This window comes from Actinoplanes sp. CA-015351, assembly GCF_050955685.1.
Lineage (GTDB): Bacteria > Actinomycetota > Actinomycetes > Mycobacteriales > Micromonosporaceae > Actinoplanes.
Genome location: NZ_CP192102.1, coordinates 5,291,261 through 5,313,685, shown reverse-complemented (window position 1 = coordinate 5,313,685; position 22,425 = coordinate 5,291,261). Strand labels below are relative to the sequence as shown.

The following is a 22,425-nucleotide window of genomic DNA, read 5'->3' as shown; positions in this document are numbered from 1 at the left end:
GATACAGCCGGATCATGCTGCACGGCCGGCCCGTCTGGGGAGAGGTCGCTGACGGGCTGGTGCACGTCCTCGACGACTCGCCGATCACCGGCCGGGCCCGCAGGACCAGTGACCGCGTACCCCTGAATGGTGTTGATCTGTTGCCGCCGGTGATTCCGCCGGTGTTTTATGCGGTGGGATTCAATTACCGCAGTCACCTGGCACATTTCGGCACGCAGGCGCCGGAACGGCCGGAAATCGGGTACCGCGCGAACAACGCTCTCACCGGCCACGGCTCGCCTATCATCCGGCCGGCAGGCGTGGAAGGCCGATTCGAGGCCGAGGGTGAAGTGGTAGCGGTGATCGGCCGGACTCTGCGAAGGGCGAGCCGGCAGGAAGCGCAGGATTCCATTTTCGGATGGACCATCGGCAACGATGTCAGCGCCCGGGAATGGCAGCACGCCGACCGCACTTTCTGGCGCAGCAAGAATAGCGACACGTTCAAGCCGATGGGCCCGTGGATCGAGACCGGCGTCGACCCGCTCGCGCAGACCACGACGGTACGCATCGACGGCGACGTGAAAGCGAAATTCGCCACCGGCGACATGATTTTCGACCCGTTCGACTACATCGTCGAGACCACGAAATACATCACTCTGCACCCCGGCGACGTGCTCTGGATGGGCGCCGACAGCACCGTCCAGCTGGAGCCCGGCAATACGGTCGACATCGAGATCAGCGGGATCGGCGCGCTTTCCAATCCTGTCCTGGAGGAAGGTTTTCGTTCATGAGCAACGCACCGAAGTACATTCACCACGTCAACTTCCCGACCACCGATCCGGAGCGGACCAAGGAGTGGTACTCCAAGGTCTTCGGGCTCAAGGCGATCACGCCGAAGAGCAACACCAAGGTGGTCCTGATGACCCGGGGAAACTTCGACCTGCATTTCACGCCGGTCGAGGAGATGGACCGGATGGCGCCCTATCACTTCGCCATCGAGGTGGAGGACTGGGACGAATTCCTGGCGCATCTCAAGGAACTCGGCATCCGGCACACCCGGCCGATCGAGCGCCCGGAGAATCAGTCCAAGTTCTGTTACATCCACGACCCGGACCACACGATGATCGAGCTTGTCTTCCACGGAAAGCGGCCCGCCTGATGCCAGTTGTCAGCTCGTTCGACGGCGCGAAAATCTATTACGAACGGCATGGGTCGGGGCCGGCGATCCTCTTCGTGCACGGTTCCGGCGGGCACCACGCCGCCTGGTGGCAGCAGGTCGCCGCGCTGCGCGACCGATTCACCGTCGTCACCGTCGACCTGCGCGGTTTCGGCAAGTCCGACTCGTCGATGTCCGAGTTCGACGGGCAGGACTTCCCCGGTGACCTGATCGCGGTCCTGGACGCCGAGGACCTGCGCGACGTGCTGCTGGTCGGCCAGTCGATCGGCGCGGTCGCCGCGCTGCGCGCCGCCCTGAAACGCCCGGACCGGGTACGCGGCGTCGCTCTCGGCCACTCGCTCGGCGGCCTGGACCACCCGGAGCTCTCCGAACTGGTCGCCGCCGACCGATCAGAAGCGGTCAAGCTGCCCGTTCTCGATCGCCTCCTGTCACGTCGCTTCCAGGAGGAGGAGCCGGCCAGGACGTTCCTTTTCCAGCAGATGGGCACGTTCAACGTCGCCAAGATGGCCGACCTGCGCAACCTGTCGGTGAACGGCCCGGCCATCGACGAGATCGTCGCGTCCGGCGTCCAGGTCTGGTTCCTCGCCGGCGAGACCGACGCGGTGCTCAGCGTCGCCACCGTGCGGCGTGCCCATGAGCTGCTGAAAGGGTCCTTCCTGAAGATCGTGCCGGGTGCGCCGCACTCGATGTACTGGGAATCGCCGTCGCTGTACAACGCGGCCGTCGCGGAGATCCGGGAGGCGCTCTGATGTCCAGACTCAGCCTTGCTCAGGCCGAGGAGATCCTCGCCGGCGTGCTGGTTCGCGGTGATCAGCTCGGCAAGGCGCTGAGCGTCGCGATCGTCGACGCCGGCGGCCACCTGATCTCGGTGAAACGCTCGGACGGCGCCCGCGCGCTCACCCCGAGCATCGCGATCGCGAAGGCGTACAGCGCCGCGATCATGGAGCGCCCGACGAACATGCTCTACGACTGGGCGCAGAGCAACCCGGGCTTCTTCGCGCAGCTCTCGACCATGGCCGCGCACCCGATCGTCGCCACCGAGGGCGGCGTGACGATCAAGCGGGACGGCGAGATCCTCGGCGGGCTAGGGGTCTCCGGCGGCACACCCGCCGAGGATCAGCAGGCGTGCGAGGAAGTGCTGAAGGAGCTGGGTTACGAACTGATCTTCGCAGCGTGGGGGAAGAACCGTGGCTGACACCTTCAAATTCCGCATCGACCACCACGGCAGCCTGGTTCGCCCCCCAGAGCTCCTCGCCGCCCGAGCCGCGTCGTCGTCCGCGTCGTCGTCCGCGTCATTGTCCGAGTCGTCGTCCGCTTCCTCCGCCGCGCCCGATGATGCAGTGGCCTGGTCCGGTCCCGTTTCTCCGGGCGACAAATCCGACTTGTCGGCCATTGAGGACGCGGCCATCGCTGAGGTCGTCCGCAAGCAGCGCAAACTCAGCCTCACCGTGGTCACCGACGGCGAGTTCCGCCGCGCCGACCTGCGCAGCGCCGTCTTCGACGCGGTCCACGGCTTCAAACGCGCCGACAGCCACACCGGACTCGCCGAGAGCGAGCACCCGATCGCCGAGAGCGGGCACCCGATCGCCGATGGGGAGCGCTGGATCGCCGGATCGGAGCGCTGGATCGCCGGACCGGAGCGCTGGATCGCCGAGGGCGAGATCAAGCCGTACCGCTCGCTGGTCGCCGACGACGTCGCCGTCATCGCGGCCCTCACGCAAATCCCCGCAAAGGCCACGCTTCCGTCACCCGCCTACCTCGCGGCGACCACGTTCCAGCCCGGCGGCGCCTGGTCGAGCCCCCGCGAGCTGGGCGAATTCCTCGCCCAGATCATCCGCGACGAGATCCAGGCGATCATCTCCCGCGGCGTGCGCCTCATCCAGATCGACAACCATGGGTACGCTCAAAGCCTCTTCAGTGACCGCGAAGGATCACTGACTTTCGAGGACGCGCTGGCTGTCGACGCCCTGGCGGTGACCATCGCCGACAAGCCGTTCAACGTCCGCATCGGACTGTGCCCGCTGACCAGAGCAGGCAGCGAGCTGAACATGGCCGCCGCGGAAAAGCTGTTCACCACGATCCCGGTGGACCGCTGGGTGCTGCCGTACGACACCGGCGCCCCGGCCGAGTCCCAGCTGCTCCGCGCCGTACCCGCCGACCGTGATGTCTGCCTGGGCATCGTCTCCCCGCTGACGCCCCAGTTGGAGGACGTGGACACGGTGATGGACCGGATGGACCACGCCGCCACGATCCGCGACCTGGAGGACATAGCGATCAGCCCCAGCGCCGGCTTCTCCGAACGAGCCGGCCACCCGGCAATCAGCGCCGAGGACCAGTGGCGCAAGCTCACCCACGTGGAGACCATCGCCCGAATGTGCTGGGGCAACGAACTCTGACCCGTTATGGCGTACCCCGCGCCCGCCCGTTCCCGGGTTTCGCCATTTGTGCAGCGGCAGCGGGTTCGGGGCGACGTGGCGGCGTCTGGGCATGCCGGTTCCTCGGTGTGAGATGCCGCTCAGAGATCTTGTGCGGTTCGGCCGGCCGATCGACCACGAGTGCACGACTTGGCGCGACGCCCGTCTGCGGGGTGTCGGCTTCGGGTGTTATGTGAGCTTCGTGATGACGCTCTGCCACCACAAGCAGGCGGAGGTGCCGGATCTTGGAGACTCGTGGGTGTTCTATCCCCAGTGGCCTCCAAGGTTCGGCCAACGCGGTGCTGCACCGTTCGATGTGGTGAACGCGGTGTTTCACGGTTCGACGTGGTGAACGCGGTGCTTCACGGTTCGACGTGGTGAACGCGGTGCTTCACGGTTCGACGTGGTGAACGCGGTGTTTCACGGTTCGATGTGGTGAGCGCGGTGTTTCACGGTTCGATGTGGTGAGCGCGGTGTTTCACGGTTCGACGTGGTGAACGCGGTGCTTCACGGTTCGACGTGGTGAACGCGGTGCTTCGCCGATCTTGTGGAGTTCGGCGAACCGTTTGCGCGTAACTCCGCAAGATCGGCTGGGCCTGTTCGATCTTGTGGAGTTGTGCGGGCACGTCTGCGGGGAAGTTCACAAGATCCAGGCGGAGCGGAGCGGTGCCCGGCAGCGGGTGGCGGCTGGTGGACCGCGGGCGGTGGGTGGTGGACCGCGGGCGGTGGCTGGTGGACCGCGGGCGGTGGGTGGCGGACCGCGGGTGGCGGCTGGTGGACCGCGGGTGGCGGCTGGTGTAGGCGGCTGCGGGGGAAAGGCGTGGCTGGTCAGAGGGGTTTGGCGAAGGTTACCCGGCGGTCCAGGAGGCGGGGGCGGACTGTGCCGATGATGTGTTCGGCGAAGTGGGGGCTGGCGGCGTGGGCGTCGAAGCCGGCCCGGTCGGTGTAGACCTCGTAGAGGATGAACGACGCCGGGTCCGCCTCGTCCGCGTGCACCACGTAATCGATGTTGGCCGGCTCGGCCCGGGTGTGTTCCCTCATCGTCAGCAGCGTCGCGCGGACCAGTTCGGCGTCCTCCGGGGCGCAGCGGTAGTGGGCGATGACGGCGTAGGCCACGGGTTACCTCCAGCGGTGGAAAAGACGACCGCATTTGATCAGAGAAAACGGTGCGCCGGACGCAACCAATGCTTCCTTCTCAGCGCATGGTGCGCGCATTTCGCCGTTCCTACCATTCGCGATACCGATGCGATATCCCCGAGGAGCTGTGATGTCCGTTCGCACCATGGAGACCCTGGCAGGCGGACGCTGGTTCGGCGCCGAGTCCTGGATCGATGTCTACGACCCGGCCGATGTGCGTACGCCGTTCGTCCGGGTTCCGGCGCTGACGCCCGCGCAGGTGACCGGGGTCTACGACGCGGCCGTGGCCGGCGCCGCACTCTGGCGGGCCACCTCGGCGATCGAGCGCTCCAAGATCCTCGCGAAAGCGGCGGTGCTGCTGCGGGTCCGTGCCGCGGAGATCGCCGACGCGGTCGTCACGGAGAACGGCAAGACGCTCACTGAGGCCCGGGTCGAGGCCGAGAAGGCCGCTGACTTCTTCGAGTACTACGCCGGCATCGGCCGCCAGGAGTACGGCTCGCTGCTGCACGACGTGCGGCCGGGCACCCGGGCCGGGTTCCAGCGGGAGCCGCTCGGCGTCGTCCTCGCGATCACCCCGTGGAACGACCCGCTGATCACCCCGGCCCGCAAGCTCGCGCCGGCCCTCGCCGCCGGCAACGCGGTCGTGCTCAAGCCGGCCAGCGAGACACCGACGTCCGGCCTGCACCTGGCCCGGGCTCTGCACGACGCGGGTGTGCCGGCCGGCGTGATCAACGTGGTGACCGGGCGTACCGCGGAGATCTCCGGCGCGCTGCTGGACGACCCGCGGATCGCCGCGGTCAGCTTCACCGGTGGCAACGAGGTCGGCGAGGCCCTGCGGGTACGGCTCGCCGAGCGGGGTGTCCGCTTCCAGTCCGAACTGGGTGGCAAGAACGCCTCGGTGGTGCTCGCCGACGCAAACCTGGAGAAGGCCGCCACCCTGGTGGTCGCCGCCTCGTTCGGCCAGGCCGGCCAGCGCTGCACCGCCACCAGCCGGGTTCTGGTCGACCGGGCCGTCCATGAGGACTTCGTCGCTCTTCTGCGCGCGAAGGTCGCGGCACTGCGGGTCGGTCCCGGCAAGAGCGAGGGTACGAACGTCGGCCCCCTGGTCAGCCCCACCCACCGCGACAGCGTGCTGCGCGACATCGCTGCCGCCGTCAAACAGGGCGCCGTGCTGATCCAGGGCGGGGAAGACGAGCAGGACACCGGGTTCGGCTGCTTCGTCGCGCCTACCGTCCTGGCCGGCGTCACCCCGGACATGGACCTCTGGCGCGACGAGGTGTTCGGCCCGGTCCTCGCGGTACGCGTCATCGACGGCCTGGACGAGGCCATCACCGCCGTGAACGACAGCAAGTACGGACTGGCCGCAGCGGTGTTCACCGACAGCCTCGCGGCGGCTCACCGCTTCCTCGCGGAGGCCGACTGTGGCCAGGTCGCCGTCAACACCACGACGTCCGGCTGGGACGTACACCAGCCGTTCGGTGGGTTCCGGGACTCCGGCAGCCCCTTCAAGGAGCAAGGGGCGGAGGCGTTGCGGTTCTATACCAAGGTCAAGACTTTCGCCATCGCGTTCGGTGGCTAGCAATCGGAGGCAACACACGTGTCGGACGAGACCATCGCCATCGTCGGGGCGGGCATTGTCGGCCTCGCGATCGGCCGGGAGATCACCCTGCGCCGGCCGGGCACCAAGGTTGTGATCCTGGAGAAGGAGGCCGAGGTCGCCCAGCACCAGACCGGTCACAACTCCGGGGTCGTGCACGCCGGCATCTACTACACACCGGGCAGCCTGAAGGCCGAGCTCTGCACCCGCGGCCGGCTGCTGCTCCGCGAGTACTGCGCGGATCGGGGGATCGCGTACGACGAGTGCGGCAAGCTCGTCGTCGCGGTCTGCCCCGACGAGCTGGGCCGCCTCGACAACCTGGAGAAGCGGGCCCGGGAGAACGGTGTGCCGGGCCTGCGCAGGGTCGACCCGGCCGGTATCCGGGAGATCGAGCCGCACGCCGCCGGCCTGGCCGCGCTGCACTCGCCGGAGACGGCGATCACCGACTTCCCGGGTGTCGCCAAGGCGTTCGCCCAGGACGTCATCGCGGCCGGGGGAGAGGTACGCACGAACTTCGCCGTTGACCGCCTCACCCCGGCCGGATCCCGCATCGAGATCGCGTCGGGGGAGCGCCGCCTGCTCGCCGACCAGGTGATCGTCTGCGCCGGCATCCACAGCGACACGGTGGCCCAGCTGGCCGGCGACGCCGCGGCACCCCGGATCATCCCGTTCCGCGGTGAGTACATGCGGGTCAAGCCGGCCAAGGCGGACCTGGTCCGCGGCATGATCTACCCGGTTCCGGACCCGCGGTACCCGTTCCTCGGCGTGCACTTCACCCGCCGGGTCACCGGGGTCGTGGAGGTCGGCCCGAACGCGGTCCTCGCCACGGCGCGGGAGGGTTACACCCGGACCACGTTCTCGGTGCGCGACCTGGCCGGTATCGCGGCGTGGCCCGGCACCTGGCAGATGGCCCGGCAGCACTGGCGGACCGGTGTGAAGGAGGTCCGGGGCTCGCTGTCCAAGCGGCGGTACATGGCCGAAGCGATGCAGTACGTGCCGGAGATCGGCGCGACCGACGTCTACCGCGCCGGCGCCGGAGTACGCGCGCAGGCCCTGGACCGCGACGGCAGCCTTGTGGACGACTTCCGCATCCACCGGCTGGGCCCGGTCACGGCCGTACGCAATGCGCCCTCACCTGCGGCGACGTCGTCGCTGGCAATCGCCGAGCACGTGGTGGGTCAGATCTTCGGTCAGTAACCGCTTCGTGCAACAACCGATTGCGCTCCACGGACTCCGCAGGACGGGAAATCGCCAATAGCTTCTTTTCAGATCCCCTGGCGGTACAGCCGGTTAGAAAGGAAACGCATATGTTCGTCGTCGACTCCCAGGTGCACATCTGGAAGGAAGAGACCCCGGACCGCCCCTGGGTTCCGGGTGCTCGCGAGCGTATCCGGCTGAACGGCCACCGGGAGGACCCGTTCAGCTACGAGGAGTGCCTCGCGCTGATGGACGAGGCCGGCGTCAACCGGGCGCTGATCCTGCCGCCGTCGTGGGAGGGTGACCGCATCGATTACGCCCTCGAGGCGTGCGAGGCGCACCCGGACCGCTTCGGCATCATGGCCCGCATCCCGCAGAACAAGCCCGAAGAGGGCAAGGCCATGCTGAAGGACTTCGCGCAGAACCCGTACGTGAAGGGCACCCGGCTGACGTTCCACCGGCCGATCGACCGCAACTGGATGATCGACGGCACCAACGACTGGTACTGGCCCCTCGCCGAGGAGCTGAACATCCCGACGATGGTGCACGCGCCGATCTGGAAGGCCGAGCTCGGCGCCATCGCGGGCAAGCACCCCGGCCTGAAGATCATCATCGATCACATGGGCATCATGGCCCGCTGCGTGGACGACGCGATCGGTTACTGGGTGCAGGAGACCGCCGACCTGCACAAGTACCCGAACATCTACGTGAAGGTCTCGGCGCTGCCCGGTTACTCGACGCAGCCCTTCCCGAACCTGAACATCGAGAAGTACGTGCGCGAGATGGTCGACAAGATGGGACCGCGGCGCTGTTTCTGGGGCACCGACATCACCCGCCTGCTGGGCCACGGCCTCAGCTACGTGGAGACCATCGAGCAGTTCACCAAGCACTTCGACTTCTCGCCCGAGGAACTCGAATGGATCATGGGCCGGGGCATCTGCGAGGTCCTGGACTGGCCGATCGAGTCCGGGAACGCGAACTGACATGACCCACTCCACCGACGGCGGCGATGCGGTCGTCAGCGCGTTCAACGCGGTCGGCGCGGACTACATCTTCTCCTCGCCGGGGTCCGAATGGGCCCCGGTGTGGGAGTCGCTGGCCCGTCGCCACCGGGACGGACTGCCCTGCCCCCACTACATCGACCTGCTCCACGAGACCGTCGCGGTCGGCATGGCGACCGGGTACGCCTTGATCACCCGCCGCGCACAGGGCGTGCTCCTGCACGCCGGCCCGGGGCTGCTCCAGGGCTCGATGGCGGTGCACGGCGCGCTGCTGGCCGGCGCGCCGATGGTGGTGGCCTCCTCGGAGTCGATCACGTACGGCGACGGCCCGGGCCCTGACCCGGGCGGCCAGTGGTACCGCAACCTCTCCGTGGTCGGCGGCCCGCACACCCTGGCCGCGCCGTTCACCAAGTGGTCGAACCAGGCGGCAAGCGTGCACACGCTGACCACCATGATCACCCGCAGCGCGGAGCTGGCGGCCCGTGCCCCGGCCGGACCGGTCTACCTGAACATCCCCCTGGAGGTCCTGCTCGACGAGTGGGACGGCCCGGAACCGAAACCGATCGCGGCCCCGGGCTCCACGGTCAGCGCGGCCGAGGACATGCAGGTGGTCCTGGAGCTGCTGGCCGGCGCCGAGAACCCGGTGATCGTCACCGAGACGACCGGCCGCGAACCGGGTGGCCTGGAGGCGCTCGTCGTCTTCGCCGAGACGCTGGGCGTCCCGGTCGTCGAGCCCAGCTCGGCGGTCTGCGTGAACTTCCCGCGCGATCACGAGCTGCACGCCGGCGGCGACATCGAGCCGTTCCTCGGCACCGCCGACGTGATAGTCCTGCTGAACTGCCGTGCGCCGTTCTACCCGCCGAGCCGCCGGCCGGCCACCGCGAAGATCGTCGTCATCGATGAGGTGCCGCAACGGCCGCACATCGTCTACCAGGTGCTGAACGCCGACCACTACCTGGAAGGCGGGGTCGCCGCGACGCTGCGGGAGATGGCGGTCCGATGGACCGAACAGGGATTAAGACGAAATATCGGTTTTGTCAGTCAGGAGCCCGCAGCGATCCGGGCAGCAGAGGAAAAGGCAGCAGAGGAAAAGGCCGAGCAGAAAAGCGACAGCATCGACCCGGTACACCTCGTCGCCACCCTGCGCGATCTCCTTGGAAAAGACACCGTCGTGGTCGACGAGACCATCACGCACAGCCGGATCGTCCAGCGGCACCTGCGGCGCACCGAACCCGACTCCTACTTCTACGTCCAGGGCGGACTCGGCCAGGGCATCGCCGTGGCGCTCGGCGTGAAGCTGGCCGCCCCGGACAAACAGGTCGTCTTCACGGTCGGCGACGGGGCGTTCCTCTACAACCCGATCGTCCAGTCGCTCCAGGCCGCGAAGGCCAACGGGTTGCCCGTACTCATCCTGGTCTTCAACAACACCGAGTACCGGTCGATGAAGATGAACCACCTGCGGTTCTATCCGCAGGGCGCCGCGGTCGCCACCGGCGAGTTCCTCGGGAACGACCTGAGCGACCAGCCCGAGCTGTCCGCGTTCGCCGAGCCGTTCGGGATGCACGGTGAGCACGTCACCGCCACCGCGGAGCTGGTTCCGGCCCTGGAGCGGGCCTTGAAAGCCGTCCGCACCGGCACCACCGCGATCGTCAACGTCCGCGTCTCACGCTGAGGAACAGTCATGCCGCCTCCGAAAGTCCTCGTGCCGGCCGCTGAGCTGCGCACTTTCACCACGGCGCTGTTCGCCGCCGCCGGCGTATCCGCCGAGCACGCCGCCACCATCTCCGACGTACTGACGTGGGCCAGCCTGCGCGGCGTCGACTCGCACGGCGCCTCCCGGGTGCCGCGTTACCTGGAGCTGCTCGACTCCGGCGAGGCCAACCGGGCGCCGGCTCTGGCGTTCGGCTCGACCAGCCCCGCCGTCGCGGTGCTCGACGCGGACCGGGCGCCCGGCCCGGTGGCGCTCACCGCGGCCGCCGACGAGGCGATCAGGCGGGCACGTGCCAGCGGCATCGGCGCGGTCGGCGTACGCCGGACCGTGCACACCGGCGCCATCGGTTACTACACGTCCCGGATCGCCGGCGCGGGCCTGGTCGGCATCGCCTTCGTCGCCGGGATGCCGAACATGGCGTACCCCGGGGTGAAGGGCGCGGCCGTCGCGACCAGCCCGCTCTCGATCGCGGTCCCGGCGCCGGACCGGCCGCCCGCGCTGCTCGACATGGCGACGGCCGGCATCGCGCTCGGCAAGATCGCCCAGTTCCGCAACGCCGGAAAAGAACTTCCCGAGGGTACGGCGGCAACGGCCGACGGCACCCCGACGACGGACCCGAACCTGGCGAAGATGCCGCTTCCCCTGGGTGGCGTCAAGGGCGCCGGCATGTCGCTGGTGTTCGAGCTGCTCACCAGCGTGCTGGTCGGCGCGCCGATCCTCAGCTCGTTCCACAGCGACGACCCGCAGGGCCGGGTGCACCGGCAGAACGCGCTGATCCTGGCGCTGGACCCGGCGGCCTTCGGCAACGCCGACGAGTTCGGCCCGGCCGTCGTCGGAACCCTGACCGCGCTCAAGGGCCTGACCAGGGCGGACGAGGTGTCGGAGATCCGTTACCCGGGCGAGGGCAGCGCGGCCGTCGCGGACCGGCGCACCGCCGAGGGTGTGCCGGTCGCCGCGAAGGTCTGGGCCGAGATCCAGGTGGCCGCCGAGAAGCTGGGTGTGCCGGCCCCGGTGTAGAAGAGATCAGCGGTACTGGAAGCGGCCCACCAGGTTGTTCAGGTCGTCGGCCAGGGCTGCCAGCTCGGCGGCGGCCTGCTGACCCGAGGCCACGGCGGTCCGGCTCTGCCCGGCGGCGGTGGAGACGTACCCGATGTTCTCGGCGATCCGGGCCGCGCCGGACGCGGCGGTCGCCACGTTGCGGTTCATCTCCGAGGTGGTCGCGGTCTGCTCCTCGACCGCCGACGCGATGGTGGTCTGGAACTGGTCGATCCTCGCGATGACCTCGCCGATCCGGGTGATCGCGGCGACTGCGCTGTCGGTGTCGGCCTGGATCGCCTGTACGCGTTGCGAGATGTCCTCGGTCGCCTTCGCGGTCTCCTGGGCCAGCTCCTTGACCTCGCCGGCCACCACGGCGAAGCCCTTGCCGGACTCGCCGGCCCGGGCCGCCTCGATGGTCGCGTTGAGCGCGAGCAGGTTGGTCTGCTCCGCGATCGAGGTGATCGTCTTGACCACGTCGCCGATCTTCTGCGAGCTGGCGCCCAGCTTGCTGACCGTCTCGGTGGTCTCCGCCACCACGGCCACCGCCTCCATGGTCACCCCGGCGCTGGCGCTGGCGCTCTGTGCGATCTCCTGGATCGCCAGCGCCATCTCGTCCGCGCCGGTGGCGACGGTCTGCAGGTTGAAGGAGACCTCCTCGGCAGAGGTGTTCGCCGACTCGGCCCGCTCCGACACGGCCTGGGAACCGGCCACCGTCTGGGCGTTGACCTGTGACAACGCGTTCGAGCTCTGGGCCAGCGTGGCGGCGCCGTCGGCCAGGGCGGACACGGTGTCGCGTACCGAATGGGTGGCCTTGTTGACCGAGCGGGCCATCGCGCCGAGCTCGTCCTTGCCGGTCGCCGGGATGGTCCGGGTGAGGTCGCCGACGGCGACCGCCTCCATCGCCTCGGCGACCGAGTCCAGCCTGCGGGTGATCGAGCGGGCGGCGGCGAGCGCGCATCCGATACCGATCAGCAGGCCGGCTCCGAGGGTGGCGAGCACCTCCTGGCGGGCCGTCGTGTACCTGTCGTGTGCGGCCTGCGCGGCCGCGGCGGCGGTGGCGGCCGCCTCCTCGGAGAGCACCGCGAGGTTCGCGTCCATGCCGCTGACCACGGTCTCGAAGTCGATGTCAGCTTCCTTGCCGGCCGCGATGGCGGCCATCGCGGTGCTGTACTGCTCCCACCCGTCGGCGAACGTGGCGAGCGTCTCCTGCTCGGCGGCGCTCTTGGGCTGGGCCTGATATGCCCCCAGGGCGACGCCGAGGCTTTCCATCGCGGCCGCCCGGTTCTTCCCGATGGCGGCCTGGGCGGTGGCGTCACCGCCGGCCGAGATCGACGCGGCGGCATAGTGGTTGAGCAGTGACTGTGCGCCGCGCATCTCGCTCAGCAGCGCCAGGTTGCGGACGTTCGTGGTCCGCACCTCGGTCATCCGGCGATCCATGTCGGCCATCCGCATGACCGCCAGCACACAGGCCGCCGTCACGACGACCGCGACCAGCAGCACGGCGGTGAGAATTTTGTTCCTGACCCGGAGGTTCGTGAACGACCGGGTCAGGACGTTACCGCTCGCGCCGTCCGGCGCTGCTTGAGGGGCCATGTCCCCTATATCGTCAGACTGTCACCGCTGATGAGCGCTTAGCCGGCCGCCGCCGTCTGGGCACGCTTGCGGGCCGCCGGGACAACCAGTGGGGTGCCGGTCTCCGGGTCGTCGATGACCCGGCAGGGCAGGCCGAAGACGTCCTCGACCAGCGCGGCGGTGAGCACCTCGCCGGCCGGGCCGGACTTCGCCACCTTGCCGTCGCGCATGGCGATCAGGTGGGTGGCGTACCGGGCGGCGTGGTTGAGGTCGTGCAGGACGGCGACCAGCGTGCGGCCCTGGGTCTCGTGCAGCTCGGCGCAGAGGTCGAGCACCTCGATCTGGTGCGCGATGTCCAGATATGTGGTCGGCTCGTCGAGCAGCAGCAGCGGGGTCTGCTGGGCGAGCGCCATGGCGAGCCAGACCCGCTGACGCTGACCGCCGGAGAGCTCGTCGACGTTGCGGTCGGCCAGGTCACCGACGTTGGTGGCGGCCATCGACTCGGTCACCACCTGTTCGTCCTGGGCCGACCAGCGGCGGATCAGGCTCTGGTGCGGGTACCGGCCGCGGGCCACCAGCTCGGCCACGGTGATGCCGTCCGGCGCGGTCGACGACTGCGGCAGCAGGCCGAGCGTCTTGGCGACCTGCCGGGTGGGCACCGAGTGCACGTCCTTGCCGTCCAGCAGCACGGTGCCGGCGGCCGGCTTGAGCAGCCGGGACAGCGCGCGCAGCAGGGTGGACTTGCCGCACGCGTTCGGGCCGATGATCACGGTGAACGAGTCGTCCGGGATGTCGACGCTCAGCTCTTCGGCGATGACCCGCTTGTCATACGCCAGAGTCATTCCCGTACCGCTGAGGCGACTCATCTTCTCTCCTGAAATAGACATTGTTCAGATCCGCCCGGCTCGGCGTTCCATGGTGAGCAGCCAGACCAGGTACGCGCCGCCGATGGCGCCGGTCACCACACCGACCGGGAGCACCCGGGGCGTGTGCTGGGCGATCCAGTCGGCGCCGACCAGCAGCAGCGCGCCCACGGCGAGGGCCGGCACCAGATTCGGCCCGGGCGCCCTGGTGATCTTCTTGGCCAGGTGCGGCGCGATGAGCGCGACGAAGGCGACCGGTCCCGCCGCTGCCGCGGCGCACGCCACGAGCAGGGTGGCGGTGAAGAGCGCGGTGGTCCGCAAGACCTTCACGGGTACGCCCAGCGCGGCCGCCGAGTCGTCACCCATCTCCAGGATCCGCAGGCCGGGGCCGCAGGCCAGCAGCAGGATGGGCAGCGTGAGCACCAGCACGCCGAGCAGCGGGCCGGCCTGCTGCCAGTCCCGGCCGTCCAGGCTGCCGGTCAGCCAGAGCAGCGCCCGGGCGTTCTCCATCTGCACGCCCCGGGTCAGCAGGTAACCGCTGATGCCGGTGAAGATGGCCGACATGCCGATGCCGACCAGGATGAACCGGTAACCGTGCAGGCCGTGCTTGCCGCCGACCAGCTGGATCAGCACGGCAGCGCCGAGGCCGCCGGCGACCGCGGCCAGGGAGAGCTGGGTGCTGCTGCCGCCGAGGATCACCACGGTGAGCGCGGCGGTGCTCGCGCCGTTCGTGATGCCGAGCACGTCCGGGCTGCCCAGCGGGTTGCGTACCAGCGACTGGAAGACCGCGCCGCCGGCGGCCAGGGCCATGCCGACCAGGATCGCGGTGATCACCCGGGGCAGGCGCAGCTCGTTGACGATGAAGTCCTGTGCCGCGGTGCCCTGGCCGAACAGGGTCTTCACCACGTCGGCGGGGGCGATCGGGAACTCGCCGGTGCCCAGGGTCAGCACCGCGACAACCGCGGTGAGCAGAGCGGCGACCACACCGACGGCCAGGGCACGCGGCCGGACCCCGACCCGGCTGCCGACCGATTTTTCCATCGTCAGGGTAGTCATCGGGCGGCTCGCACTAGATAGAGGAACAGGGGACCACCGAGGACCGCGGTGACCGTGCCGACCTGCAGCTCGCCGGGGCTGCCGAGGATCCGGCCCAGCACGTCGGAGCCGAGCAGCAGCACCGGCGCGAGCACCGCGGTGTACGGCAGCATCCAGCGCAGGTCCGGCCCGGTGAACGGGCGGACCATGTGCGGGACGAGCAGGCCGACGAAGACGATCGGGCCGCAGGCGGCGGTCGCGCCGCCGCAGAGCAGGGTGACCGCCACGATGACCGCGGTGCGGATCACCGCGGGCCGGGCGCCGAGGGCGCGAGCCGCGTCGTCGCCGAGCGACAGCGCGTTCAGTGGGCGGGCCGCCGCGAGCGCCACCAGCAGGCCGGCCGCGAAGAACGGCAGCAGCCGGGTCACCGTGGCGAAGTCCGCGCTGGCCAGCGAGCCGGCCGTCCAGAACTTGACCTTCTCGATGGCCTGCGAGTCGGAGAGCAGCGTGGCGCTCACATAGGAGTACAGCGTCGCGTTAAGTGCCGCGCCGGCGAGAGCGAGCCGGGCCGGGGTCGCCGACCGTCCACCACCGACCGTGTAGACCAGTGCGGTCACGACCGCGGCGCCGAGCAGGGCGAACCAGATGTAGCCGTAGAACGAGCCGATGCCGAGGAAGACGGCGGCCGAGGCGACACCGGCCGAGGCGCCGGCGTTGATGCCGAGCAGGCCCGGGTCGGCGAGCGGGTTGCGGGTCAGCGCCTGCATGATCGCGCCGGCCAGGCCGAGCGCCATCCCGACCATCAAACCGAGCAGGGTACGCGGAAGCCGCATCTCGTGGACGATCCGGTAGTACTGCGAAGCGGGGTCGGTGAGACCGGCCCAGACCTCGCCGATGCTGAGGAAACGTGCGCCGAAACCGATGCTGAGCACGAGCACCACGGCGAGCAGGACGAACGAGATCACCAGGCCGGTGAGGCGTACCGAGACCCGTCTGCCCGGGTGCGCGGGACCGGGTTTGTCCACGTCGCCCGGACCGGCCGGCGACGTGGTGCGGATCCCCTGGTCCGTCGGGGTGTCATAGGTGGACAGTTGATGCTCCCGTCACGGTTCGGTAGATCCTGTTGACGCGCGTTCGGTTCGTTAGGTTAGCCTAACCATTCACGCGGTCGAGTGACCGGTCGTACCCATGAGAAAGACTTTGTGATGTCGTACTCGAACCTTTCTTTTTCCCGTCGTGGCCTGCTGGCCGCCGGCGGCGCTGCCGGTCTCGGCGCGCTGCTCAGCGCCTGTGGTGACAACGAGGAGACCGGGTCCCCCTCGTCTGACGCGTCCGCACCCGCCGCCGCTGCCGGCCCTTGGTCGTTCACCGACGACCAGCCCAAGGAGCTGAAGGCCGACAAGACCCCCAGCAAGATCGTCGCATTCACCGGCACCGCCGCAGCGCTGGTCGACCTGGGCCTGCAGGACTCCATCGTCGGCGTTTTCGGCGAGACCAAGAAGGCCGATGGCACCGCCGAGGACCAGGCCGGCGACCTGGACATCAACAAGGTCCAGATCATCGGCAACGCCTGGGGCGAGTTCTCCGTCGAGAAGTACGCGGCGCTCAGCCCCGAGCTGCTCGTCACCCACATGTTCGACCCGGGCGCGTACTGGTACATCCCGGCCGAGAGCCAGGACAAGATCCTCGGCCTCGCGCCGACCGCCACGATCACCGTCGGCCGGGTCCCGCTGACCAAGCCGATCGAGCGGTACGCCGAGCTCGCCGCCTCCCTCGGCGCCGACCTCAACGCCCCGAAGGTGACCGAGGCCAAGGCCCGCTTCGAGAAGGCCGCCGCCGACCTCTCCGCTGCCGCCAAGGCCAGCGGTGGCATCAAGGTGCTCGCCGGCTCCGGCGCGGCCGACATCTTCTACGTGTCGAACCCGAAGGTGTCCTCCGACCTGATGTACTTCAAGGAACTCGGCGTCGACATCATCGTTCCGGAGAAGACCGACGGCGGTGACTACTACGAGTCGCTGAGCTGGGAGAACGCCGACAAGTACGCGGCCGACATCATCTTCCTGGACGCGCGTACCGGCACCCTGCAGCCGAACGACCTGGCGTCGAAGCCGGGCTGGTCCGCGCTGCCCGCCGTCAAGGCGAACCAGGTCTTCCCGTGGCAGGCCGTCCCGATCTACTCCTGGAACGGCGCTGCCCCGCTGCTCGAGGCACTCACCGCGGCGATCAAGAAGTCCAAGAAGCTCGCCTGATTCCCTGAATCCCCGTCGATGCCGGTGTGAGCCGGCAACGGCGGGGATTTTGCCGACCCCCATGGAAAGCGAAGCCCGATGGTGAAAAGAGTTCTCACCTCTCTGATAGCCCTGACGCTCAGCGCCGGCACGCTCGTGGCCTGTTCGTCCTCCGGCGACGAGACCGCCACGCCGGAATCCGGCTCGTCCGGGGCCGCCGCGGGGGCGTTCCCGGTCAGCATCACCCACAAGCTCGGCACCACCACCGTCGAGAAGGCCCCCGAGCGGGTCGTCGCACTCTCCGACGCGGACCTCGACGCCCTGCTGCTGCTCGGCGTGCAGCCGGTCGGCGTGTACCAGTCGGTCGCCGAGGGCGGCCTGAGCCCGTGGGCCAAGCCGAAGATCACCAGCAACCCGAAGCAGCTGGTCCAGGGCGAGAACGGCGTCGACCCGGAAGAGATCGCCGCGCTCAACCCGGACCTGGTCCTGGCCGGCGGCGACTACTACATCGACAACGAGTACAAGGCGCTCTCGCCGCTCGTGCCGACCACCGCGTACGAGACCGGGCCTTTCGAGGACCCGTGGCAGACCACCCTGCGCCAGGTCGCCAAGCTGCTCGGCAAGTCCGAGCAGGGCGAGCAGATCATCGCGCAGGTGCAGGCCAAGTCGGACGCGGTGAAGACCCAGTACCCGCAGCTGGCCGGCAAGACCTTCACCATCTCCCAGGTGTACGAGGCCGGCACCATCGGCGTGTTGCGTTCGGACTCCGACGTCACCGTGAAGGCCTTCGCCGACCTCGGCATGAAGCTGGCCCCGGCGGTCGCGGCCCTGCCCGGCGAGGACTTCGCGGTCACCCTGAGCCTCGAGAAGATCGCCACGATCGACGCCGACGTGGTGCTCGTCTACTGCACCGAGCCGCAGCTCAAGACGGCACTGGAGTCGAACACCCTGTTCAAGAACCTGAACGCGGTCAAGAACGGCAAGTACGTGGCAGTCGGCACCGACGCGTTCATGGCGCTGCGCAACCCGAGCCCGCTCTCGGTGCCGTTCTTCATCGACAACACGGTTCCGGACGTCGCGAAGGCGGCCGGGGCCTGATGACGGCAGCCGGGACACTCACCCGCACCGGGCGAGGGTCCCGGCTCGCCGGGCTGGCCGCGCTGCTGCTGATCGCGTCGGTCGCGGTGCTGCTCAGCCTCGGTCTCGGCGCGCAGAGCCTGCACCCGGCCGAGGTGTGGCAGGCCCTCGTCAATCCGGACGGCTCCGATGCCACCGCGGTCGTCCGGGAGCTGCGCGGTCCGCGTACCGTGCTCGGGGTCCTGGTGGGGTTGGGTCTTGGCGCCGCAGGCGCATTGATGCAGGGGCACACGCGCAACCCGATCGCCGACCCCGGGTTGCTCGGGGTTTCCGCGGGCGCGAGCTTCGCGGTGGTGCTCGCCATCTCGATCTTCAAGATCAACGACTTCCACGGGTACGTGTGGTTCGCGTTCGCCGGCGCTCTCGTGGCCAGCGTCCTGGTCTTCTCGCTCGGCGCGGCCGGCGCGGGCGGGCCGACACCCGTCACGCTCGCGCTGGCCGGGATGGCGCTCAGCGCGCTGTTCGCCTCGTTCACCTCGTCGATCCTGATCAACGACCCGGACACGCTGTCGGTGTTCCGGTTCTGGGTGGTCGGCTCGCTCGCCGGACGTGACTACGAGACCGCCTGGGCGGTGCTGCCGTTCATCGTGACCGGGCTGATCGTCGCCGCGATCAACGCCCCGGCGCTGAACGCGCTCGGCCTCGGCGAGGACGTGGCCCGCGCGCTCGGGCAGAACATCGTGCTCGCCCGCACCCTCGGCGTGACCGCCATCGTGCTGCTGGCCGGTGCCGCCACCGCCGCGGTCGGGCCGCTCGCGTTCGCCGGGCTGATCGTGCCGCACATCGCACGAGTCCTGACCGGTCCTGATCACCGATGGCTGGTCCCGTTCGCCGCGCTGCTCGGCGTCAGCCTGGTGCTGATCGCGGACGTGGCCGGACGGCTGATCGCGAGCCCGGCCGAGTTGCAGACCGGGATCGTGCTGGCGTTCGTCGGCGCGCCGTTCTTCATCTGGCTGGTCCGCCGGATCCGGATGGTGCGGCTGTGAGCTCTCCGTTGCTGGTGCTTCCGGGGCGGCGGGTTCTCCGGGCCGGGCCGGTCTCCGCCGCCGTTCCGCTGCGAACCGTCGCGGTCACCCTGCTCGCGCTCGCCGCCACCGTCGCGGCCGGAGTCGCCGCCGTCGGGCACGGCGACTTCCCGATCAGCCCGGAAACCGTCTGGCAGGTCGTCACCGGCGGCGGCACCCGCATCGAGCGGCACATCCTGCTCAACCTGCGGCTGCCGCGGGTGCTCTGCGGCCTGCTTGCCGGCGCCGCCCTCGCGGTCGCCGGAGCGCTCACCCAGACCTTCGCCCGCAACCCTCTGGCCAGCCCGGACGTGCTCGGCGTGACCTACGGCGCGTCGGCCGGGGCGGTCGCCGCCATCGTCCTCGGCGTGGGACTCATCCCGATCGCGGCCCTGGCCGGCGCCCTGCTCAGCGCCGCCGCCATCTATCTGCTCGCCTGGCGGCAGGGCATCGACGGGTACCGGCTCGTGCTGATCGGGCTCGGCGCCGGCCAGCTGCTCGCCGGCGTCACCTCGTGGCTGCTGCTCCGCGCCGAGGTGGCCGACGTGTCCCGGGCCAGCATCTGGCTCAGCGGATCCCTCGCCGGGCGGGACTGGTCACACGTACGCCCCCTCGCCGTAGCCCTGGTGGTGCTCCTGCCCGCGGCCCTCGCCGTCTCGATCGCGTTGCGCGTGCTCCAGTTCGGCGACGACACCGCCCGCGGGCTCGGCCTGCGCCTGCAGGGCGCGCAACTGGCCGTCGTGGTGGTCGCGGCCGCTCTGGCCGCCGCCGCGGTCGCCGCCGCCGGACCGATCGAGTTCGTCGCGTTCGTGGTCCCGCAGATCGCCCTGCGGCTCTGCGGCGGCAGCCGGCCGCCGCTTGTCGCCTCCGCGGTGCTCGGGGCGTTCCTGGTGGTCGGCTGCGACCTGCTCGCCCGGATCGTCGTCGCGCCCGAGGAACTGCCGGTCGGGCTGCTCACGGCGATGGTCGGGACACCCTATTTGCTGTGGTTGTTGGTGCGACGCTCCCGGAGGATCAGCGGATGAACGACCGGTTGCGCGGGTCGGATTTGAGCCTCTCCTACGGCGAGGTCCAAGTCACGAAAAATCTGGATATATCCGTGGCCGACGGGCGGATCACCGCGATCATCGGCCCGAACGGCTGCGGCAAGTCCACCGTGCTCCGCGCCCTCGGCCGGCTGCTGCGCCCCGGCGGGGGAGAGGTGCTGCTCGACGGGGTGCGGATCGACAAGATGCCCACCCGTGACGTCGCCCGCATCCTCGGCGTGCTCCCGCAGTCGCCGAGCGCTCCGGACGGCCTCACCGTCGCCGACCTGGTGATGCGCGGACGGCACCCGCACCAGACCTGGTTCCGCCAGTGGTCCGGCGACGACGAGGACCTGGTCGCCGACGCGCTGCGCTGGACCGGCATGCTGGAGTTCGCCTCCCGCCCGGTCGACGCTCTCTCCGGCGGTCAGCGGCAGCGCGCCTGGATCAGCATGGCCCTGGCCCAGGGCACCGACCTGCTGCTCCTCGACGAACCGACCACGTTCCTCGACCTGGCCCACCAGATCGACGTGCTCGACCTGATCCGCCGTCTGCACCGGGAGAAACAGCGGACCGTTGTGATGGTCCTGCACGATCTTTCGCTCGCGGCCCGCTATGCCGACGTGCTTGTCGCCATGAAGGACGGCCGCATCGTGGCGACCGGTACACCGGAGGAGGTGCTCACTCCGGAGCTGTTGGACAAGGTGTTCGACCTCAAGGCGATGGTCGTCCCGGACCCGGCTACCGGAACACCCCTGGTCATCCCCGTACCCAGGGAGCCGTGACCAGCCACACCGCGCTGCCCGGCGCCGCTGACCGCTGGCCTCTGCCTCTAGGGGCGGTCTTTCCTGGGCAGCGCCGCCACCACCGTCTCGTAGGACGCGTCGACGGCCTCGATGATCTCCTCGTCCGGAATGGCTCCGCCGAAGCGCAGCGTGTTCCACCCGTGCCGCCCGATGTAGGCGCTCGCCGACGCGTCGTCCGGGTAGCGATCCAGCCACTCGTCGGCCGCGTCCCGGCCCTTGCCGCACTTGACGCCGACGGTGCGACCGGCCTGCACATCGCCCAGAAACGCGAATATCTTGCCGCCCACCTTGACGACTACGTCACCTTCCCAGGGTTCGTCCTGCCAGGCTCCGGGCTTCGCGAGGCAGTGTCTCAACAGGTCAGAAGCGTTCATGAGGCCGGTCTACCACACGCCGCCGGCTCCATATAGATGCGACTTTCTTTGCAAAAGGGACAAAAACTATTTTACCGTCTAGGGCATGTCCAGTGACCGCCCGATCTTCGTCGTCGGATGTCCCCGCTCCGGCACGACGATGCTTCAGCTGATGCTGCACGCCCACCCGCGGATCGCGCTTCCGCCGGAGAACCGGTTCCTGCTGCCGGCCTACGAGCGCCGCCACGAGTACGGCGACCTCAGCAACCCCTCGCAGAGGCGAGCGCTGGCGGAGTGGATCGTCGCGTCCCCGCACTTCGACGACCTCGGCCTCGAAGGACCCGCGGTGGTCGAGGCCGTCGTCGCGGCGCCGGCCACGCTCGGCTCGGCCTTCGGGACGATCTTCAAGCTGTACGCGCAACGCTTCGGCAAGCCCCGTTGGGGTGACAAACGGCCGTCCTACCTGCGGAACCTGCCGATCATCCTCCGGTTGTTCCCGGACGCCCAGATCATCAACATCCTGCGTGACGGCCGGGACTGCGTGGCCTCGCTCAAGGAGACGCCGTGGCGCCCCACCGACTTCGGCAAGCTCGTCGACACGTACGCCCGCTCCGCCGACGCCTCGATGCGCGCCGCCCGGCTCTATCCGGCCGATGTCTACCACCAGGTGCGGTACGAGGATCTGGTCTCCGATCCGGAGCCGCACCTGCAGTCGATCTGCGCCTTCCTCGGCGAGGAGTACGACCCGGCGATGGCCCGCCCGTCCAAGCTCGCCCCGGTGGCCGTGCCGGAGTACAAGACGTGGCACTCGCTGACCCACTCCGAGGTGACCACGGCCCGGGTGGCGAGCTGGCAGACCCGGCTCACGGCCGAGGAGATCGAGCTGTGCGAGGCGGTGTTCGGCGACCGGCTGACCCGGCTGGGATATCAGGTGTCGGCGGCGGCGCACCGGAGCGGCCGGGCGCGCGCCACGCGGACCTGGCTGGCCGTGCGGGATCGCCTGGGAACGGCCCGTCTGCGGGCCGACGACGTCCGGGGCAGCCTGCGCAGCCGCCGCCGGGGTCCAGCCCTGCCGGCCCGCCTGGAATCCGCCGACCACTGACCCGCCCGATCCGGCTTAACGTCACGGCCGCCGTGGGCGGCAGCCGGCG

General features: G+C 69.5%; 22 protein-coding genes. 16 read left to right on the top strand and 6 right to left on the bottom strand.

What is annotated here, in order from left to right:
• Positions 1 to 14 precede the first annotated feature (14 nt).
• Genes ACQP2E_RS24390 through ACQP2E_RS24370 form a run of 5 tightly spaced genes read left to right on the top strand, consistent with a single transcriptional unit; the run spans position 15 to position 3,552 of the window.
• The gene (locus ACQP2E_RS24390) at positions 15 to 770 is read left to right on the top strand and encodes a fumarylacetoacetate hydrolase family protein (protein ID WP_433834026.1); all 756 of its coding nucleotides are present in this window, start codon (positions 15 to 17) and stop codon (positions 768 to 770) included.
• Positions 767 to 1,138: a VOC family protein gene (locus tag ACQP2E_RS24385; protein WP_433825261.1), complete on the top strand. Its 372-nt coding sequence runs from the start codon at positions 767 to 769 to the stop codon at positions 1,136 to 1,138. Before ACQP2E_RS24390 ends, ACQP2E_RS24385 begins: the two co-directional genes overlap by 4 nt.
• A complete protein-coding gene (locus tag ACQP2E_RS24380; protein ID WP_433825260.1) occupies positions 1,138 to 1,905 on the top strand; it encodes an alpha/beta fold hydrolase in 768 nt (255 codons plus the stop codon). The genes ACQP2E_RS24385 and ACQP2E_RS24380 overlap by 1 nt, the downstream gene beginning before the upstream one ends.
• Entirely contained in the window at positions 1,905 to 2,351 is a 447-nt protein-coding gene (locus tag ACQP2E_RS24375; RefSeq protein WP_433825259.1) for a GlcG/HbpS family heme-binding protein, read from the top strand. The genes ACQP2E_RS24380 and ACQP2E_RS24375 overlap by 1 nt, the downstream gene beginning before the upstream one ends.
• The gene (locus ACQP2E_RS24370; RefSeq protein ID WP_433825258.1) at positions 2,344 to 3,552 is read left to right on the top strand and encodes a hypothetical protein; all 1,209 of its coding nucleotides are present in this window, start codon (positions 2,344 to 2,346) and stop codon (positions 3,550 to 3,552) included. The genes ACQP2E_RS24375 and ACQP2E_RS24370 overlap by 8 nt, the downstream gene beginning before the upstream one ends.
• 846 nt (positions 3,553 to 4,398) lie before the next feature.
• Here the strand turns inward: ACQP2E_RS24370 and ACQP2E_RS24365 are convergent.
• The gene (locus ACQP2E_RS24365; RefSeq protein WP_433825257.1) at positions 4,399 to 4,686 is read right to left on the bottom strand and encodes a putative quinol monooxygenase; all 288 of its coding nucleotides are present in this window, start codon (positions 4,684 to 4,686) and stop codon (positions 4,399 to 4,401) included.
• A 151-nt stretch (positions 4,687 to 4,837) separates the two neighbouring features.
• Here ACQP2E_RS24365 and ACQP2E_RS24360 point away from each other — a divergent pair, with 151 nt between their 5' ends.
• The 5 genes from ACQP2E_RS24360 to ACQP2E_RS24340 all read left to right on the top strand — a co-directional run bounded on the left by ACQP2E_RS24360 (position 4,838) and on the right by ACQP2E_RS24340 (position 11,230).
• Positions 4,838 to 6,286 carry an aldehyde dehydrogenase family protein gene (locus ACQP2E_RS24360; RefSeq protein ID WP_433825256.1) on the top strand — a complete coding sequence of 483 codons (1,449 nt, stop codon included), beginning with the start codon at positions 4,838 to 4,840 and terminating at the stop codon, positions 6,284 to 6,286.
• Positions 6,287 to 6,304: 18 nt separating this feature from the next.
• Positions 6,305 to 7,501 (top strand): L-2-hydroxyglutarate oxidase, encoded by a 1,197-nt coding sequence (gene lhgO, locus ACQP2E_RS24355; RefSeq protein WP_433825255.1) that lies wholly within the window; start codon positions 6,305 to 6,307, stop codon positions 7,499 to 7,501.
• Between the two features lie 110 nt (positions 7,502 to 7,611).
• Entirely contained in the window at positions 7,612 to 8,484 is an 873-nt protein-coding gene (locus ACQP2E_RS24350) for an amidohydrolase family protein (RefSeq protein ID WP_433825254.1), read from the top strand.
• Between the two features lies 1 nt (position 8,485).
• Positions 8,486 to 10,174, top strand: coding sequence for a thiamine pyrophosphate-dependent enzyme (locus ACQP2E_RS24345; RefSeq protein WP_433825253.1), 1,689 nt, complete (start codon positions 8,486 to 8,488; stop codon positions 10,172 to 10,174).
• A 9-nt stretch (positions 10,175 to 10,183) separates the two neighbouring features.
• The gene (locus ACQP2E_RS24340) at positions 10,184 to 11,230 is read left to right on the top strand and encodes an Ldh family oxidoreductase (RefSeq protein ID WP_433825252.1); all 1,047 of its coding nucleotides are present in this window, start codon (positions 10,184 to 10,186) and stop codon (positions 11,228 to 11,230) included.
• Positions 11,231 to 11,236: 6 nt separating this feature from the next.
• Here ACQP2E_RS24340 and ACQP2E_RS24335 read toward each other — a convergent pair whose 3' ends face one another.
• The 4 genes from ACQP2E_RS24335 to ACQP2E_RS24320 are packed head-to-tail and all read right to left on the bottom strand — an operon-like array spanning position 11,237 to position 15,746.
• Positions 11,237 to 12,844 carry a methyl-accepting chemotaxis protein gene (locus ACQP2E_RS24335; RefSeq protein ID WP_433825251.1) on the bottom strand — a complete coding sequence of 536 codons (1,608 nt, stop codon included), beginning with the start codon at positions 12,842 to 12,844 and terminating at the stop codon, positions 11,237 to 11,239.
• Between the two features lie 38 nt (positions 12,845 to 12,882).
• Positions 12,883 to 13,665 carry an ABC transporter ATP-binding protein gene (locus tag ACQP2E_RS24330; protein ID WP_433834024.1) on the bottom strand — a complete coding sequence of 261 codons (783 nt, stop codon included), beginning with the start codon at positions 13,663 to 13,665 and terminating at the stop codon, positions 12,883 to 12,885.
• A gap of 48 nt (positions 13,666 to 13,713) precedes the next feature.
• Positions 13,714 to 14,742, bottom strand: a complete 1,029-nt coding sequence (locus ACQP2E_RS24325; RefSeq protein ID WP_433825250.1) for a FecCD family ABC transporter permease — start codon at positions 14,740 to 14,742, stop codon at positions 13,714 to 13,716.
• Positions 14,739 to 15,746: a FecCD family ABC transporter permease gene (locus ACQP2E_RS24320; protein ID WP_433825249.1), complete on the bottom strand. Its 1,008-nt coding sequence runs from the start codon at positions 15,744 to 15,746 to the stop codon at positions 14,739 to 14,741. Before ACQP2E_RS24320 ends, ACQP2E_RS24325 begins: the two co-directional genes overlap by 4 nt.
• Before the next feature lie 180 nt (positions 15,747 to 15,926).
• On the opposite strand from ACQP2E_RS24320, the gene ACQP2E_RS24315 reads away from it, so the two are divergent.
• From ACQP2E_RS24315 to ACQP2E_RS24295, 5 genes are all read left to right on the top strand, one after another.
• Entirely contained in the window at positions 15,927 to 16,970 is a 1,044-nt protein-coding gene (locus ACQP2E_RS24315; RefSeq protein ID WP_433825248.1) for an ABC transporter substrate-binding protein, read from the top strand.
• 78 nt (positions 16,971 to 17,048) lie between these two features.
• Positions 17,049 to 18,047, top strand: coding sequence for an iron-siderophore ABC transporter substrate-binding protein (locus ACQP2E_RS24310; protein WP_433825247.1), 999 nt, complete (start codon positions 17,049 to 17,051; stop codon positions 18,045 to 18,047).
• Positions 18,047 to 19,072, top strand: coding sequence for a FecCD family ABC transporter permease (locus tag ACQP2E_RS24305; protein ID WP_433825246.1), 1,026 nt, complete (start codon positions 18,047 to 18,049; stop codon positions 19,070 to 19,072). Before ACQP2E_RS24310 ends, ACQP2E_RS24305 begins: the two co-directional genes overlap by 1 nt.
• Positions 19,069 to 20,115: a FecCD family ABC transporter permease gene (locus ACQP2E_RS24300; protein WP_433825245.1), complete on the top strand. Its 1,047-nt coding sequence runs from the start codon at positions 19,069 to 19,071 to the stop codon at positions 20,113 to 20,115. The genes ACQP2E_RS24305 and ACQP2E_RS24300 overlap by 4 nt, the downstream gene beginning before the upstream one ends.
• Entirely contained in the window at positions 20,112 to 20,900 is a 789-nt protein-coding gene (locus tag ACQP2E_RS24295; RefSeq protein WP_433825244.1) for an ABC transporter ATP-binding protein, read from the top strand. Before ACQP2E_RS24300 ends, ACQP2E_RS24295 begins: the two co-directional genes overlap by 4 nt.
• A 47-nt stretch (positions 20,901 to 20,947) precedes the next feature.
• On the opposite strand, the gene ACQP2E_RS24290 is transcribed toward ACQP2E_RS24295, so the two are convergent.
• Positions 20,948 to 21,295 (bottom strand): MmcQ/YjbR family DNA-binding protein, encoded by a 348-nt coding sequence (locus ACQP2E_RS24290; protein WP_433825243.1) that lies wholly within the window; start codon positions 21,293 to 21,295, stop codon positions 20,948 to 20,950.
• Positions 21,296 to 21,380: 85 nt separating this feature from the next.
• Here ACQP2E_RS24290 and ACQP2E_RS24285 point away from each other — a divergent pair, with 85 nt between their 5' ends.
• Entirely contained in the window at positions 21,381 to 22,376 is a 996-nt protein-coding gene (locus ACQP2E_RS24285) for a sulfotransferase family protein (RefSeq protein ID WP_433825242.1), read from the top strand.
• Positions 22,377 to 22,425 lie beyond the last annotated feature (49 nt).

What these genes read in the sequence shown, in the direction of transcription:
- ACQP2E_RS24340 (WP_433825252.1), top strand. Translation starts at nt 10,184, where the DNA reads ATGCCGCCTCCGAAAGTCCTCGTGCCGGCCGCTGAGCTGCGCACTTTC.
- ACQP2E_RS24290 (WP_433825243.1), bottom strand. Translation starts at nt 21,295, where the DNA reads ATGAACGCTTCTGACCTGTTGAGACACTGCCTCGCGAAGCCCGGAGCC.
- ACQP2E_RS24315 (WP_433825248.1), top strand. Translation starts at nt 15,927, where the DNA reads ATGTCGTACTCGAACCTTTCTTTTTCCCGTCGTGGCCTGCTGGCCGCC.
- ACQP2E_RS24285 (WP_433825242.1), top strand. Translation starts at nt 21,381, where the DNA reads ATGTCCAGTGACCGCCCGATCTTCGTCGTCGGATGTCCCCGCTCCGGC.
- ACQP2E_RS24385 (WP_433825261.1), top strand. Translation starts at nt 767, where the DNA reads ATGAGCAACGCACCGAAGTACATTCACCACGTCAACTTCCCGACCACC.
- ACQP2E_RS24350 (WP_433825254.1), top strand. Translation starts at nt 7,612, where the DNA reads ATGTTCGTCGTCGACTCCCAGGTGCACATCTGGAAGGAAGAGACCCCG.
- ACQP2E_RS24335 (WP_433825251.1), bottom strand. Translation starts at nt 12,844, where the DNA reads ATGGCCCCTCAAGCAGCGCCGGACGGCGCGAGCGGTAACGTCCTGACC.
- ACQP2E_RS24295 (WP_433825244.1), top strand. Translation starts at nt 20,112, where the DNA reads ATGAACGACCGGTTGCGCGGGTCGGATTTGAGCCTCTCCTACGGCGAG.
- ACQP2E_RS24380 (WP_433825260.1), top strand. Translation starts at nt 1,138, where the DNA reads ATGCCAGTTGTCAGCTCGTTCGACGGCGCGAAAATCTATTACGAACGG.
- ACQP2E_RS24345 (WP_433825253.1), top strand. Translation starts at nt 8,486, where the DNA reads ATGACCCACTCCACCGACGGCGGCGATGCGGTCGTCAGCGCGTTCAAC.
- ACQP2E_RS24375 (WP_433825259.1), top strand. Translation starts at nt 1,905, where the DNA reads ATGTCCAGACTCAGCCTTGCTCAGGCCGAGGAGATCCTCGCCGGCGTG.
- ACQP2E_RS24360 (WP_433825256.1), top strand. Translation starts at nt 4,838, where the DNA reads ATGTCCGTTCGCACCATGGAGACCCTGGCAGGCGGACGCTGGTTCGGC.
- ACQP2E_RS24330 (WP_433834024.1), bottom strand. Translation starts at nt 13,665, where the DNA reads ATGACTCTGGCGTATGACAAGCGGGTCATCGCCGAAGAGCTGAGCGTC.
- ACQP2E_RS24390 (WP_433834026.1), top strand. Translation starts at nt 15, where the DNA reads ATGCTGCACGGCCGGCCCGTCTGGGGAGAGGTCGCTGACGGGCTGGTG.
- ACQP2E_RS24305 (WP_433825246.1), top strand. Translation starts at nt 18,047, where the DNA reads ATGACGGCAGCCGGGACACTCACCCGCACCGGGCGAGGGTCCCGGCTC.
- ACQP2E_RS24310 (WP_433825247.1), top strand. Translation starts at nt 17,049, where the DNA reads ATGGTGAAAAGAGTTCTCACCTCTCTGATAGCCCTGACGCTCAGCGCC.
- ACQP2E_RS24325 (WP_433825250.1), bottom strand. Translation starts at nt 14,742, where the DNA reads ATGACTACCCTGACGATGGAAAAATCGGTCGGCAGCCGGGTCGGGGTC.